Origin of the sequence: Candidatus Megaera polyxenophila (assembly GCF_029982035.1) — a bacterium.
GTDB lineage: Bacteria > Pseudomonadota > Alphaproteobacteria > Rickettsiales > Rickettsiaceae > Megaera > Megaera polyxenophila.
Genome location: NZ_CP104166.1, coordinates 1,698,716 through 1,713,619, shown reverse-complemented (window position 1 = coordinate 1,713,619; position 14,904 = coordinate 1,698,716). Strand labels below are relative to the sequence as shown.

Below are 14,904 nucleotides of genomic sequence, written 5' to 3'. Positions count from 1 at the left end.
AAAACATTAACTATAAGTAATTTATGGAAATAGTCGGTAAAGGAATATCTATAAAACATATTTTTCTAGACCGTGGTAATTGGTCTCGATTTCGCTAAAAAATACGGCAAGCTAAGATACGGCATTATTTTCAACGTCACTAAAGTTATATCGTGTGGAACGAAATATTTAGGATTTAAACGTTATAGCTGCCGTGATTGTAACCGCAATAAATCGGTAGCATTCAGCTGTAAAGGTAGGTTTTGTTCTCGTTGTGGTAAGAAACAAACGGATCAATGGGTGAGTAAGGCTAGCAATGTTCTACCAAAAACACGATGGCAGCACATTACATTTACAATGCCGGACTCTTTATGGCCGATATTTTGGCTCAATCGTGATCTGTTTGGATTGATTTCCGGTATTGCAGCAGGAATTATTAAGGAGATAGCTACAAAGAAAAATCTTGTGGTTGGTATATTTACTGCCTTACACACTTTCGGTAGAGATTTAAAACGCAATGTTCATATCCATTTATCGGTTACTTGCGGCGGTATAAATAGCAAAGGCAAGTGGCAAAAATTATTTTTTCCTGCCGAACCTATTAAAAAAATGTGGAGACATAGAGTCCTTGAGTTATTTCGCTTTCAATATATCTCAAGTAATTTGAAGTTGCCGTCCGCATATCAAAATGCTGAGAATTTTAATAACTGGATGAGTAGTTTATACGAAATCAGTTGGTATGTTTATTTACAAAAACCATCGGATGATCATAAACGCAACATAGAATATTTAGGGCGGTATATAAAACGCCCCCTATTTCCGAGACAAGAATTTAAAATTACGACGGAAAGCAGGTAACGTTTAAATTTCTTGATCACTATAATAATACAATTGATCGCATAACTATGCCCGTGATGCAGTTCATAGCTAGTCTGATTATGCATATACCATTAGGAAAAATTTAAAAAGCTATTAGTTATTTTCGAATGATTAGGTATTACGGTTTTTTATCTATTAACCCACCAACTAAATTACCCGACTTAGGCGGCATATTTTACTTCTTTCGCCTGAAATAATCTTTTGATATGTTCTGGGTTAAATTGCAAAGTCCTTATCCTAAGATTTTAAATTCCACTTGGAGTTCAGATTTTGTAAGAGGTATATGTTTCCTATTTACATTTCTTTTTAAATCGTTGTTTAAATATTCATCCGGATTATGTTGCGGAGTATACGGAGGCAGAAAAAATAAAGAAATTTTCTTTTTATGTTTCCGAGTCCATATTTGTACTTTTTTGCTATGATGAACCTTGAGATTATCTAGGATTAAGAAGATTTTTTTCTTGGATATTTTACCAACCTCCGTAAAAATTCTATAAATACATTTGTTTTTAGTGTCTCTTCGTACAGCATAAACCTTAGCTTACCGTTATTTGTAACAGTGGATATCATGTTTATACTAAATCTCTTCGATTTATGAATCCAACAGGGGTTTTTCCTTTTAAAGAATAGCTTTGTAATACCTGACACTCTTGTTTTATCCCTACTTCGTCGCACCAATGTATTTCTGCCTTTTCATATTCTGCTTGCTTGGCTATTGACGGATATTCTTCATCTAACCAAAATTGAACCCTTTTGGGTTGCTGCTCATATGCTAACTTTTTGGCTTTTGTGCAGTATACCCCCATCTTCTTAAATATTCGCCTATTGTACTTAGGGGAAGAAAAAATCCACAATGTTTTTTGATGAGTGCATTAACTGATTTTCTTGACCATAATGCTGATTTGATATTGTGATCTTCTGGTCTAGAGATATTTACGTACCCTTGTATTATTTTACTTTGATCTTCGGTTATAAGCCTTTTCTCTCCTATCTTTCTACCTCTTAACTTCCCACTAATTGCGTACTTGTCGCCTCTCTTTTCCCTCCTTACCCATTCATTTACTGTCTGGCGACTCACTCCTATTAATTCACCTACCGACGATTGACTCTCTCCTCTTTTTACTAGTTTTAGAGCAATCTTTCTCATCGACGCTTGTGCGCTTATTGATAATTTCCTAAAATCTTCACTTTTTGACATTATTGCATTATACAAATTCCTTCCTTCTTGGCAATAGTTATGTCGGGTATTTAATTGGTGGGTTAATAATAGAACTAGGGGCGTACAATTACCTATCGTATATAAGGCAATTAATCAAATCGTTCATAAGAAAACTAAGCTCATTAGTTGGAGATTAATGATTTGGTTGAATTTTAAAATAGATCCTCTGTTTTGCTATAATTGCAATAAATGTATGAATCTGCGGCAAGTTTATTACGGTTTATCTCCGCCATTGTTATTAATAAGAACCAATGAATTATTATCAACGCCTAGATAACATCATTATGGCGAACACTTCTTTCACGTCTTGGCCACATAATTTGTAAAACTGAACCTATTTTTAGATAGATTCTGGCAGAGATTTTTGTAAAAGTGTTGATAATTTCTAATATTGTGGCTGGTAACTACATATTTATTAAACGAATTTTTAAAAAGCTGATTGATGATTTTTCTGGTTGCAAATTTTGAATTTCCTATACTATAAAATAACCTTTCGTCCAAAACTCACTACCCCATAACTTCTCTTTAAGACTTGGGAATTGTTCAAACATTTTTTTAGCTGTAATACTTTTGACTATTTGCGCTACCTTTGTTGGACTATAAGTCGGAACTGATTGTAGTAAAAAATGTACATGATCGTCATCCGTACCTATTTCTAAAAACCTGATCTCGTAACGATCCTCAATGCCTTCACAAATTTTGCATAAATATTCGTCTATTTCTTGATTGAATATTACTCTCCTATATTTTGCTGGAGTTACCAAGTGATATATTAGTACTGTGACATTATGACTCTTGTGAATATAACTGCTTTCTTCCATTGCTACAGTATAGCACGAAGCAGAGCTTCGGGGAATTAAACCCGAAAGAGATTAAGTAAATAACTATCACTCGTGTATTTTTACAACGCAAATAACAAAAAATTATATTTCAAAATGATTTTAGGTTGAATAATAGAGCACTTATATGCTTAGATTGCCTAAGAACGCTTAACTGTATTCTTAAACTTAAAAAAACTTTTTATGGAGGCTTTATTATGATTAATCATAACTTTAACTATGACTTAAGTGAAAGTGTTATCGGACAAATAACTGATATTAAATTAACAGATGCACAGTTTAGCGTAAAAACAAACCGCACTTGTACTGTTAGCATAGGCTGTTGCTGTTAGTGATCAAAAAAGACAAATAGTCAAGCCCTAATTGACTATTTGTTTTAAACATTTTTTCCTCTGTGTTTAAGTTGCTTTTTTATAGTATTTTCTACTATACCCTTTTGCATCTTACACAAACTATATTACAGACTCCATTTACATTTGAGGAATGTGTTTTTGAAGTAAAACTGAGATTTTGGACGTTATGCCTCCATTAACATTTTAAAATTCTCAAAAGTAGAAGCATTGTTATTGCTACCAATAATTTGTCCTTTTTGAATTATACGGATATTCTCAATACCGGCGATAGTAATTTTAGCAGAGAGAAAGCTTTAAAATCCAAGCATCGGCTTAGTCCGCTTCTTAATAAATCTATGATCCTGCTCTATAATATTGTTGAGATATTTCACTTGACGTACCTCAATTTGCTTGTCTTCCGGTAAATCTTTATTGGCCCTATTAAGTGCGGATATATTACTACCGCTTTTATCAATTGTTACTTTTTCTGGACGCTCGTTATTCTTGAATGCTTTACGGAAAAATGCTTTAGCAGCCTCTGCTTCCCTATACTTTCTAAGTAAAAACTCTATGGTATTACCAAGTGAGTCTACAGCTCTTACCTACAGGCTTCTTATATTTTCTCACTCTCATGTCTATTAAGGATACAAACTTTATTACCCACCCTTGCAGCGTAGCGTGGTCTATTGTAGCACCTCTTATACTAGCCATTTCCTCTAAATCCCTATAGCTTAAGGAGAATCTACACTTCATATATACAAACAACATTATTATCTCTGGTGAAGAACAAAATCCTTTGAAATATTTGCGTAGTTTTGAAGAAATGTGAAATGGCATTTTGTTAATTTTTAACTCAGTATATCTAATTTATAGCTTGCTGGCAACAGATCCGACAGAACCGTAAATTGGGCCGCTAACATTCCTAACGAAATAATTACTGCCGCAATAGTTATGATCTTCCCCGAAATTCCCCCATATATCCTTTGAATAACATCAGCTACTGATAAACAACCATTCATCCTCTCTATATTTCTGGATAAAATATATCCAGTAAGAAGCCAATATATAGGACGAAGCATAGCTATTATTATTATATAAAAGCCTTTTTTATATATACTTTCTGTAATACTAAAAATTGCAGCAGACAAGATAAGCCACCTATCGGTGGCAGCTTAAAAGAAGATACCCTTGACCGATAAATATTTATGGAGGATTATAATACTGGTATTTGATTTGTTTTTAACTTGAGTTATAAAGACTGAATGTTAGACATACATAAGATAATATATAATTGAGTTATGAGTAACTTGCACTCTGAGCAGCATTTGGTCAATGAATTAGCGGTAAAAACTCTTAAGGCCATTTCTAAAGAGCAAGCAATTCCTTACAGCAGGATCAAAAGATTTTTTCCGAAGGAGATAAGGAAATAGCCAAGGCTTTCTGGATAATGTTGCGAAAAATATCTCCCAATCATAAGTATAATTCTGTTTACTATTGCCCTGATTGTAAAGAATTTGATTTAGAACGCAAAGGAAGAAAGATTCCTTGGTAAGAAAACATTAACTATAAGTAATTTATGGAAATAGTCGGTAAAGGAATATCTATAAAACATATTTTTCTAGACCGTGGTAATTGGTCTCGATTTCGCTAAAAAATACGGCAAGCTAAGATACGGCATTATTTTCAACGTCACTAAAGTTATATCGTGTGGAACGAAATATTTAGGATTTAAACGTTATAGCTGCCGTGATTGTAACCGCAATAAATCGGTAGCATTCAGCTGTAAAGGTAGGTTTTGTTCTCGTTGTGGTAAGAAACAAACGGATCAATGGGTGAGTAAGGCTAGCAATGTTCTACCAAAAACACGATGGCAGCACATTACATTTACAATGCCGGACTCTTTATGGCCGATATTTTGGCTCAATCGTGATCTGTTTGGATTGATTTCCGGTATTGCAGCAGGAATTATTAAGGAGATAGCTACAAAGAAAAATCTTGTGGTTGGTATATTTACTGCCTTACACACTTTCGGTAGAGATTTAAAACGCAATGTTCATATCCATTTATCGGTTACTTGCGGCGGTATAAATAGCAAAGGCAAGTGGCAAAAATTATTTTTTCCTGCCGAACCTATTAAAAAAATGTGGAGACATAGAGTCCTTGAGTTATTTCGCTTTCAATATATCTCAAGTAATTTGAAGTTGCCGTCCGCATATCAAAATGCTGAGAATTTTAATAACTGGATGAGTAGTTTATACGAAATCAGTTGGTATGTTTATTTACAAAAACCATCGGATGATCATAAACGCAACATAGAATATTTAGGGCGGTATATAAAACGCCCCCTATTTCCGAGACAAGAATAGAAAATTACGACGGAAAGCAGGTAACGTTTAAATTTCTTGATCACTATAATAATACAATTGATCGCATAACTATGCCCGTGATGCAGTTCATAGCTAGTCTGATTATGCATATACCAGATCGTTATTTTCGAATGATTAGGTATTACGGTTTTTTATCTAATAGAACTAGGGGCGTACAATTACCTATCGTATATAAGGCAATTAATCAAATCGTTCATAAGAAAACTAAGCTCATTAGTTGGAGATTAATGATTTGGTTGAATTTTAAAATAGATCCTCTGTTTTGCTATAATTGCAATAAATGTATGAATCTGCGGCAAGTTTATTACGGTTTATCTCCGCCATTGTTATTAATAAGAACCAATGAATTATTATCAACGCCTAGATAACATCATTATGGCGAACACTTCTTTCACGTCTTGGCCACATAATTTGTAAAACTGAACCTATTTTTAGATAGATTCTGGCAGAGATTTTTGTAAAAGTGTTGATAATTTCTAATATTGTGGCTGGTAACTACATATTTATTAAACGAATTTTTAAAAAGCTGATTGATGATTTTTCTGGTTGCAAATTTTGAATTTCCTATACTAAAACATAGTCATCCATAACCAAAAAGTTATCTGTCCGTAAAGAAGTGCTTTGTCGTTATGGTAAAATATCTGTTGTAAGAAGATAATAAAAGCAGAACAAGAGAGAACAAAAAGAAGTAAAGATAAAGGGTTTTTCACGTAAGAAATCAACTCTATAAATCTAAAAGTTTTCCTAATTGTAGATTGTTCCGCCTTTTGCATTTAGCCATCTTTTTTATTGTTAAGCCTAAAATGTTTATGCAGCAATTTAATAGCTTTTTCTGTGTCCTGATCTTCTAAAACAACGGTAAATCTGGTTTCTGTTAAATCAATGCCTTTTACTTTTATCTGTTGATTACTTAATAAAGTAATCATATCGAAACAGATACCACTATAGTTTTTTATACCATATCCCACGGCTGTTACTGTAGAAATGTTTGATTTTATATCATAAATTAATATGTTAGAGAGGCTTTTTAAATTATCTAAAGTAGCTTGAAATTTGTTTTTGTCAGCTAGGCTTGCTATCAAATTAATTTTGTTATGAGCGTAAATTTCTATTTTATCTACAATTAAGCCTTCTTCAGTAAATTTGTTGATTACTTCAGAAAAACTATCTGGAGCGCAGGTAATATCAATCTGTATAATATTTTTATTTGAAGTTATTGCAGTAATTAACCTTTTTTCCATTTTAGATTCCATATCAAAATTTTTTGAGCTTATTAATGTTCCCGGATTATCATCAAAAGATGATAAAATTTTCATATCAAATTTGTACCTCGCAGCGGCAAGAGCTGCCCTTGGATGCAAAACTTTTGCGCCATAACTGCTTAAGGTGAGCATTTGCTCGCATGTTATATAATCAATTTTAATAGCATCATGAACCACTCTTGGATCAGCGCTAAACACCCCTGTTACATCTGTATAAATATCTGCCCTATCTGCTCCAATTGCCGCTGCCACAAGAGCTGCTGTTGTATCAGAACCTCCTTTACCAAGAGTCGTAAGCTGTTTTTTGCTAGTAACTCCCTGAAAACCTGTAATAACTGGAATAATACCTTCTGATAGTAAATCATGGATAAAGTCAGAATTTATAGAGTTTACCTGAGCATTGGCAAAAACATTATCCGTTAAAATAGGTATTTGCCATCCTTGGAGAGATCGCGCTTTTAACCCTATCCTTTGTAATTCAAGAGCAACTAGCCCGGAAGTTAAAATTTCACCGCTACCTACGACAGCATCGTACTCCTGCATCTGTTCATATGAATTTAATTGCGATACTTCACTGCACTTAGCAATTAAAGAGTTAGTGACCCCGGCCATAGCAGAAACAACTATTACCAGTTTATGGCCAGCTTCATATTCCCTTAAAATGATTTTTGCTATTGTTTGAATCCTTATGGTATCAGCAACTGAGGTACCACCAAATTTTTGGACAATTAAAGCCATAAATACTGCTTATAGATATCGGTTATTTAAATCGTTGAACATTCTATCACTTTGCAGTAACCTTTTGAAGCATAATTTATTAATTAAACTTCTTCCTTGTACTTTGAAAATTATATGAATAAAGAATCGTCAGTAGATCAAAACGAAGTAAACAAATTTAATAAGACATCGGAGGAATGGTGGGATAAATCCGGAGAATTTAAGATCTTACATCAAATAAATCCTATTAGAATTCAATATATTAATGATAAAATTGCAGAACATTTTAATAGTATCCAAAATAAGGAGGATGATTTACAACCTTTAAAAAATCTTAATATTATAGACGTTGGTTGCGGCGGTGGATTAATAAGTGTTCCTATTTGCCAGTTAGGAGCGAAAGTTACAGCTATTGATGCAAATTCTTACAATATAAAAGCGTTATCAGAATACACAAAAAATAATAACCTCTCTATAAACCCAATAAACACTACTGTTGAGGAATATATTAGTAATTACCCCGATCAGTTATATGATGTTGTGCTATGTTTAGAAGTTTTAGAACATGTATCAAATCAAAGTGCATTTATCCAAAATTTACTAAAATTATTAAAGCCAACTGGAATACTTATCCTATCAACTATTAACCGTACTATAAAATCCTATGCCCATGCAATAATTGCCGCCGAATATATATTAAAATGGGTCCCTACTAATACTCACGATTACTCTAAGTTTTTAAAACCTTCAGAATTGTACAAAATTCTTGAAGTAAATAATTTTCACCTAAAAAACCTTACCGGTTTAAAATTCGATATTATAACGAATAGCTGGTATTTATCGGATGATATTGACGTCAATTACTTTGCTTGCATTATAAAAAATTCTTATCCCAACTAAATAGCCATAAAAGCTTAACTTTCTTGCTTGTTAAAATAAAGTTATATACAATCATTGAACTGCTAATAATAGATTAAGGATATTCCAGTGAAGAAATTTTTAAAATACTCAGTTTTACTGCTTGTTTGTGGTCTCATTTTATTGCTCCTAATTCCATTTTTTGTCCCCTTAGATAAATACAAGGTAATAGCTTCTCAAAAAGTTAAAGAAGCAATAGGAAGGCAATTAGAAATAAACGGGCCAATAAGCTTATCCTTATTACCAAATCCAAAAATTAATCTTAAAGATATTAAACTTTCATCAATACCTGGGGCACACTACCCTTCCCTATTTCAAGCTAAAGAAGTAACAGCTTCTGTATCTTTATTTTCTTTGCTTACTGGAAATATAGTAATTTCCGAAATAGAAGTTAATAATCCTGTTATTAACCTTGAGTATATGGCAAATGGCTCAGCTTCTTGGGACTTTTCAACACCAGTATCTCCTGAAAAAAGTTCTATTGGAGAATCCTCAAAAAGTCAGGGCAAAAGCGAGCTATATATAAACTCTCTTAAAATTCTAGAGGCTAAAATAAATTATATTGAAATAAGTAGCGTAGGTTCCGATTTAAAAGTTTTTGAAATTGATAATTTACAAATCAAAAACTTCCGTGGGCCTAATAATTTAACCTGCGAATTTTCTTCTACCAACAAAGATTATATTCTCAAAGGTGATATCAAAGAGGATAAAGAAACTCTAACTTTAAAGGCAAGTGTAAATATCTTAAAAGAAGAAATTAATTTATCAGGTAATTTTGATCCTAAAACTGTAATTTTTATCGGTAAATTGGAGCTAAAGGGAGATGCTAAAAATCTTAGAAATTTTATACCTACCCTTAATATTGATGATAACATAAAACACAAACTTACTTTAAATATTAATGCCGATAAAAACTTAGTAAAAGTTACTGATATTGATATTAATTTTGGAGAATTAACTGCTAAAGGTAGCTCTAATTACAATATTAAAAAAAACGAAGCTGATTTAACGCTTAAATTAAACCCGGGCAATGCAGATATTATTCTTACCCCTGTTGCTAGAGCTGATAAAGGCTTACACGAAAAAATATACATAAAAGCCACTGCACTTGAACCTATAATTAGCGCGTTAAAAATTAGCACTAAAGATTTACCGGCTTCTATAATCAACCAATCTTTTTCTTTTTCAACAAATTTAACCTATTTAGATCACGAGCTCCTTTTAAAGGAGATAAATTTAACTATGGATAAAGCTAGCTTAAGTGGGAGTTTCACACTAAAGAACTGGGAGAAAGACTTAAGTGTTGCTTATGATTTAAACACTAATTATCTAAAGGTGTTTACTGGCTTATTTGCTATAGATCTGCCTGTTAATATTGATGATCTACAGATCAAAGGGGAAACTGCCAAAATAAAAGATACATTCAAAACTGATAATACAGTAATAGCGGCAAAAACTACTAATATTATTAAAGGCGATATTATTTTAGGGGATGATATAAAACCCTCTTTAACTTTAATTAGTTCGGGGAATAATTTAGGACAAACTCTTGGACAATTACAAAAATCTACTCCCAACTCAGAGCTTGGAAGTTATTCTCTCTCTGCAAAAATTGAAGGAGATTTGAAAAAACTTGTTGAAATATCTGTAGATAAATCTACTTTTTTGTTAAATAATACTCCTCTTAATATTAACGGTCTGCTAAGTCTAAATTTATCCAATGCTAAACCAAAAATCTTATTAAATTTAAAAATGTCTACCTTGAATTTAGGTGGTATAACAAGCAGTAATCCTTCGCCTATTACTAGTAACCTAAAGGGCAACACGGAAGAGCCATCTAGTACGTCTCGTTGGTCAAGGAGTAAAATAGATTTATCATTTTTAAAAAAAATAGATGGTGATGCTGCAATAACAACTCAGAAAGTTATTAAAGGAGAACTAGTGTTGGATAGTATAAAAGCAGTTATAAAGTTAACTGACGGAATTTTATATTTAAAATCTTTAAGCGGAAACTTATATGGCGGCCATTTAGAAGCATCAGGCCAGGTTACGTCTGAGCAATCCCAAACGGCAAGTTTTAAAGCAAGTTTAAAAGGAGCACACTTAAAAAACATGATTCCTCATGGTAGAAAAATTAAGGTTACTGAAGGCACAGTCAATTTTGATGCCGATTTAAGAACCAGTGGTCAAACTGAGTACCAATATATAAGCAATTTGTTTGGTAATGCTCAATTAACAGCTGTTAATGGTCGTGTTAGTGGCTTTGATTTACAGAAAATACTCAATAGCTTAAAAAATATAAAAAATCTTGATAGTTTTTTAACAAGCCTTGATTCTTCATTCTCCGGTGGAGAAACCTCTTTTAACCAACTAGCAATTGATACTAATATAAAAGATGGAATTGCTAACATTACTAAATGTAATTTAGACGTACCTTCTGCAAATATGGCAGCCACCGGAAATATTAATCTTCCAAAATATACGATAGATGTAAACAGCACCATAAATATTGATATGAAATCAATGCCACCTTTAAAAGCTCATATTTACGGCTTCTTGGATAACCCGCAACACAAATTAGATACAAAGGCTTTACAAGAGCATTTAATAAAAAATGTCTTAACTAATGTAATAGATAACATAAGAAAAAACAAAAAACCTGAAGATATACTAAAAGGTATTATTGGCGGCGGTACAGGAAATGATGAAAACTCCTCAAAACAACCGGTAGATCCTCACCCAGAATCTACCCCATCAGAGCAAAAAAATCCAGCCAAAGAATTAGAATCTCAGGTTAAAAAGCAATTAAAAGGGTTATTTAAATAGCTTTAGAAGGTCAATCATTTATTTTAATCAAATATTTGATTATTACCGACTAACTACATGTTGTCAGCTTGCGATAACATGATACTTTTGATTAACTGAGAATACAGCTTAATTGCTATCCAACTTGTGATCTAAGGAGAGGCTTCATTAAATTACCTCTTTACCTATTTGAGTCTGTTCATTGTGACTTCACGAAGTATCCGGTATTTTAAATACGATATAATTATCTGAGTGGCTAGATGTTACCAATAGTGAAGTAAATTACATAAAAATGCCTTGACAATAAAAAGCTTTTCTCTAATTTGAAAATATGATCAGATGTTCCAGAATATTCTAATATTTCTATAACTACTTTAATAAGGGACATTCTAAAGATTTAAAAGGTTAGGAATGATAATAGAAGTAAGTTTTATTATTACGGTTTTCAATAAAGCGAAATATTTGCCTATTACCATTCATTCGATCTTACGACAAACAGAAAATTTAAGCTGTGAGTATATATTTGTTGATGATGCTTCATATGATGATTCGATTAAAGTTATAAAACAAAGCTTTAACAGTTACCAAAAACTTACTATTTTAGCTAATAAACAAAATAAAGGACCAGCTTGTTGCCTGAATCAAGGATGTGCAGTAGCTTCTGGAAAATACTTTTTTTTAGTAGATGCAGATGATATTTTAGTAAAAAATTCTCTTAAAATTATGCTAGATGCAATAAAAAAGGAACATGCCGATTTTGTATTCGGTGGTTATAAAATAACTAATCAGGAACAAAAAGATCTCTTGAACATACAATTAACAGATAATACAGATTATCAAGTAAGCTCTACTCCTCTAGATACCGTGCTTGATGGGCGATACGTTAGGATGAGCTATTTAACAACTAAAGAGTTATATTTGAAATCAGGTGGAGCTAATGATAAGATTTTTATTCAAGATGAATCATTACCGCTTAGGCTTGCCTATAACGCAAAGAAGATGCTTACCCTAAGTTGCTCTGCTGTATATGCCGGCAAAAATGATAATTCATTATCCAAAAATAAATTACAGCAAATTCATGATCGTTTTTACGCCTATTATTTTGCTTTATTAGAATTTACTCAATTAACTATTTCTCAAAAGAAGGAAATATATAAAAGAGCCATCTCTTCTGTTTGGAAAGCGAAAAGATTGAGAAAAGAATTAATTCATCGTTTATTCTTTATTATCTATTTAAAAACAAAATTAATCCCAATCAATCCAAATATAAAAGAGCTAAGTAAATATAAATATTTTATTGATAATTTAAAACATGTTAGAAAGCCACTTTAATTTTTGTATAAAACTAAATTCCATATACCTATTAGAAGACAAAGAAGTCGCTTTACGTAAAGCCGCTCTTGTTTTGACGTCATTCATCCCTTTGCTTTTACTTTTTTCTCGAGCAATTGCTGATATAGCATTAACTACAACAGGAATTTTATTTGTCACTTATTGTATTAGAGCTCAGTATTATAGCTATATTAAGCAACCGATTGTAATAACTTTAATACTTCTTTGGCTATGGTTTATGATAACCTCGTTATTTGCTTTTTCTAATAATACCCAAGCATTTTTTATGAGCTTTGTTTATATCCGATTTATATTATTTTTTATAGCTTGTGCTTATTGGTTATTTACTGATATAAAAGCGTTCCAATTCGCAAGCATAATAATTACTATAACTTTGATTATAGCCGCTAGTGATGCATTATTTCAGTTTATTAGCGGTTTTTCAATTAGCGGAAAGCCACAATGGGGAGCACGTTTAACAGGGTTACTTCGGAGGCCAGATATTGGAATTTACCTGGCAAAGCTAATTTTCCCAATAGCTTCTTTATGGATAAGTTTAGCTATCAATTTTGAAAATAAGAAAAATTTATTTTTAAGTTACCTTTTCCTATTGTTAACAATTACTGTTATTTTTTTAACCGGTGAGAGAACAGCAACCGTCCTTTCTTTATTTGCTCTAACTTCATCGTTATTAATCATTGCTATATATAATAAGAATTTAAGAGCATACACTCTAACTACAATTGTTAGTGTTATTGGCCTACTTACCTGGATAATATATAAAGTACCATTCATTTACCAAAGGTTAATGGATTTTATGAATGACGTAAGCAATTTCCCTAACAGTTTATATGGTCAGTTATTTAAAGCTTCTATCCTTTCTTGGTATAAGTATGGTATTTTTACCGGAGTAGGAATCAGGCAATTTAGAAATTCCTGCCTTACTTTTAAAACAGAAGGGTTAGTAACTTATTGCGATATCCATTCTCATAATATTTACCTTGAAATATTATCTGAAAGTGGCGCTATAGGCTTGAGCCTATTTGTAATATTTGCATTATTATGCTTACGCCAAGTTATAGTATCTGCTATTATGAATCGCAATAATTTTGGGAAATTCGTAAGTTGTATTTTTGCTTTTGCAGGACTAATTACTATACTTTTTCCCATTAGTGTTACTATGAGCTTTATAACTAACTGGTCTGGAACATTAAATTGGACTGGGATATCGTTATGTTTTTCTGCATTATTGTTGAACTCTAAAAATAGTAAAATATCTTCATGATAAATATCTCAGCTTTTATAATTACGAAAAATGAGGCAAGTAGAGTAACTAGAGCTATTAATAGTGTCAAAGATATAGCCGAAGAAATTATAGTAGTAGACAGTGGGAGTGTAGATGATACCGTATCAATCGCAGAAAGTCTTGGTGCTAAAGTAATATTTAATGAGTGGCCTGGATATGTTAAGCAAAAATCCTTTGCTGAAAGCTTATGTAAAAATAACTGGGTTTTGAATATTGATGCTGATGAAGAATTAACTCAAGAGTTACAAGCAGAAATTAAGCAAATATTTAATTCAGCTAAATACAATGAATATAAAGCTTATGAGATAAATTTCATTACCATACATCGATATGATCAAAAAGCGCGGATTTTGGCCCCTTCTAACGGCTTTATCCGGCTTTATGATCGGAATTTTTGTAGCTTTTCTAATACTAAAAATGCCACTACCCATGATACCGTAACTTTTAATATCCCCACCAAAGCTAATAAAAACTTAGTGTATAAGTTTAAAAATCATGGTTATCATAGGTCTGCCGTTTCAATAGAACAGCTAATAAATAAGGGAAATTTTTATTCTACTGAACAAGCTAAAGATCTAGTAATTCAGGGACGATTCCCATCTCGGATTCGCATAGCTTTTGAGCTACCGTTATTTTTTCTAAAAGTCTTTATAATAAGACGTTATATTGTTTTTGGATTTAACGGTTTTGTGGATTCAATAATTTTTGCCTTTACTCGTTTCGTAAGGCTTGCCAAAACTAGAGAATTGTATAAAAAAGGACAAAGCGAAAATCAGAAATAATTATTCAAAATTAGGAACAAGCTGTAAAATGCGTGTGGTAGATTTTTAAGATATCAGGAAGAATAGCCTGCAAATCGTGCGTATTAACTCCCAGGATTCTAAGACATGAATGTTTTTATGCGCTCTGTTAATAAAGGTTTCAAAAGT

The 14,904-nt window shown here is 32.2% G+C and carries 12 protein-coding genes and 4 pseudogenes; 9 read left to right on the top strand and 7 right to left on the bottom strand.

Going from position 1 to position 14,904, the window contains the following annotated elements:
- Positions 1 to 72: 72 nt before the first annotated feature.
- Entirely contained in the window at positions 73 to 837 is a 765-nt protein-coding gene (locus N3Z16_RS08990) for an IS91 family transposase (protein ID WP_282486228.1), read from the top strand.
- A 32-nt stretch (positions 838 to 869) separates the two neighbouring features.
- Positions 870 to 944 (top strand): hypothetical protein, encoded by a 75-nt coding sequence (locus tag N3Z16_RS11210; RefSeq protein ID WP_410519646.1) that lies wholly within the window; start codon positions 870 to 872, stop codon positions 942 to 944.
- Positions 945 to 1,090: 146 nt separating this feature from the next.
- Here the strand turns inward: N3Z16_RS11210 and N3Z16_RS11205 are convergent.
- From N3Z16_RS11205 to N3Z16_RS08960, 6 genes and pseudogenes are all read right to left on the bottom strand, one after another.
- A pseudogene (locus tag N3Z16_RS11205) lies at positions 1,091 to 1,428 on the bottom strand (transposase).
- 2 nt (positions 1,429 to 1,430) lie between these two features.
- Positions 1,431 to 1,664: a hypothetical protein gene (locus tag N3Z16_RS08980; RefSeq protein WP_282486225.1), complete on the bottom strand. Its 234-nt coding sequence runs from the start codon at positions 1,662 to 1,664 to the stop codon at positions 1,431 to 1,433.
- Positions 1,631 to 2,056 carry a helix-turn-helix domain-containing protein gene (locus N3Z16_RS08975; RefSeq protein WP_282486224.1) on the bottom strand — a complete coding sequence of 142 codons (426 nt, stop codon included), beginning with the start codon at positions 2,054 to 2,056 and terminating at the stop codon, positions 1,631 to 1,633. Before N3Z16_RS08975 ends, N3Z16_RS08980 begins: the two co-directional genes overlap by 34 nt.
- Before the next feature lie 503 nt (positions 2,057 to 2,559).
- Positions 2,560 to 2,898: pseudogene (tnpA, locus tag N3Z16_RS08970) on the bottom strand (IS200/IS605 family transposase); the annotation flags it as partial.
- Positions 2,899 to 3,433: 535 nt separating this feature from the next.
- A pseudogene (locus tag N3Z16_RS08965) lies at positions 3,434 to 4,085 on the bottom strand (IS6 family transposase).
- 11 nt (positions 4,086 to 4,096) lie between these two features.
- Positions 4,097 to 4,396, bottom strand: coding sequence for a hypothetical protein (locus N3Z16_RS08960; RefSeq protein WP_282486223.1), 300 nt, complete (start codon positions 4,394 to 4,396; stop codon positions 4,097 to 4,099).
- A gap of 150 nt (positions 4,397 to 4,546) precedes the next feature.
- Between N3Z16_RS08960 and N3Z16_RS08955 the strand changes: the two genes are divergently transcribed.
- Both N3Z16_RS08955 and N3Z16_RS08950 read left to right on the top strand, forming a co-directional pair.
- Positions 4,547 to 4,678, top strand: coding sequence for a hypothetical protein (locus N3Z16_RS08955; protein WP_282486222.1), 132 nt, complete (start codon positions 4,547 to 4,549; stop codon positions 4,676 to 4,678).
- Positions 4,679 to 4,873: 195 nt separating this feature from the next.
- A pseudogene (locus N3Z16_RS08950) lies at positions 4,874 to 6,003 on the top strand (IS91 family transposase).
- A 405-nt stretch (positions 6,004 to 6,408) separates the two neighbouring features.
- Here N3Z16_RS08950 and N3Z16_RS08945 read toward each other — a convergent pair.
- Positions 6,409 to 7,635: an aspartate kinase gene (locus tag N3Z16_RS08945; RefSeq protein WP_223939107.1), complete on the bottom strand. Its 1,227-nt coding sequence runs from the start codon at positions 7,633 to 7,635 to the stop codon at positions 6,409 to 6,411.
- Between the two features lie 114 nt (positions 7,636 to 7,749).
- On the opposite strand from N3Z16_RS08945, the gene ubiG reads away from it, so the two are divergent.
- The 5 genes from ubiG to N3Z16_RS08920 all read left to right on the top strand — a co-directional run bounded on the left by ubiG (position 7,750) and on the right by N3Z16_RS08920 (position 14,757).
- A complete protein-coding gene (gene ubiG / locus N3Z16_RS08940; protein WP_223939106.1) occupies positions 7,750 to 8,514 on the top strand; it encodes a bifunctional 2-polyprenyl-6-hydroxyphenol methylase/3-demethylubiquinol 3-O-methyltransferase UbiG in 765 nt (254 codons plus the stop codon).
- Between the two features lie 87 nt (positions 8,515 to 8,601).
- Positions 8,602 to 11,358 carry an AsmA family protein gene (locus N3Z16_RS08935; protein WP_282486220.1) on the top strand — a complete coding sequence of 919 codons (2,757 nt, stop codon included), beginning with the start codon at positions 8,602 to 8,604 and terminating at the stop codon, positions 11,356 to 11,358.
- A gap of 390 nt (positions 11,359 to 11,748) precedes the next feature.
- Positions 11,749 to 12,669 (top strand): glycosyltransferase family 2 protein, encoded by a 921-nt coding sequence (locus N3Z16_RS08930; protein ID WP_282486219.1) that lies wholly within the window; start codon positions 11,749 to 11,751, stop codon positions 12,667 to 12,669.
- The gene (locus N3Z16_RS08925) at positions 12,650 to 13,954 is read left to right on the top strand and encodes an O-antigen ligase family protein (RefSeq protein ID WP_282486218.1); all 1,305 of its coding nucleotides are present in this window, start codon (positions 12,650 to 12,652) and stop codon (positions 13,952 to 13,954) included. Before N3Z16_RS08930 ends, N3Z16_RS08925 begins: the two co-directional genes overlap by 20 nt.
- The gene (locus N3Z16_RS08920) at positions 13,951 to 14,757 is read left to right on the top strand and encodes a glycosyltransferase family 2 protein (RefSeq protein ID WP_282486217.1); all 807 of its coding nucleotides are present in this window, start codon (positions 13,951 to 13,953) and stop codon (positions 14,755 to 14,757) included. The genes N3Z16_RS08925 and N3Z16_RS08920 overlap by 4 nt, the downstream gene beginning before the upstream one ends.
- Positions 14,758 to 14,904: the final 147 nt, after the last annotated feature.

Coding starts and splice junctions, on each gene's coding strand:
- N3Z16_RS08980 (WP_282486225.1), bottom strand. CDS start 1,664: ATGGGGGTATACTGCACAAAAGCCAAAAAGTTAGCATATGAGCAGCAA.
- N3Z16_RS08975 (WP_282486224.1), bottom strand. CDS start 2,056: ATGTCAAAAAGTGAAGATTTTAGGAAATTATCAATAAGCGCACAAGCG.
- N3Z16_RS08955 (WP_282486222.1), top strand. CDS start 4,547: ATGAGTAACTTGCACTCTGAGCAGCATTTGGTCAATGAATTAGCGGTA.
- N3Z16_RS08945 (WP_223939107.1), bottom strand. CDS start 7,635: ATGGCTTTAATTGTCCAAAAATTTGGTGGTACCTCAGTTGCTGATACC.
- ubiG (WP_223939106.1), top strand. CDS start 7,750: ATGAATAAAGAATCGTCAGTAGATCAAAACGAAGTAAACAAATTTAAT.
- N3Z16_RS08930 (WP_282486219.1), top strand. CDS start 11,749: ATGATAATAGAAGTAAGTTTTATTATTACGGTTTTCAATAAAGCGAAA.
- N3Z16_RS08925 (WP_282486218.1), top strand. CDS start 12,650: ATGTTAGAAAGCCACTTTAATTTTTGTATAAAACTAAATTCCATATAC.
- N3Z16_RS08920 (WP_282486217.1), top strand. CDS start 13,951: ATGATAAATATCTCAGCTTTTATAATTACGAAAAATGAGGCAAGTAGA.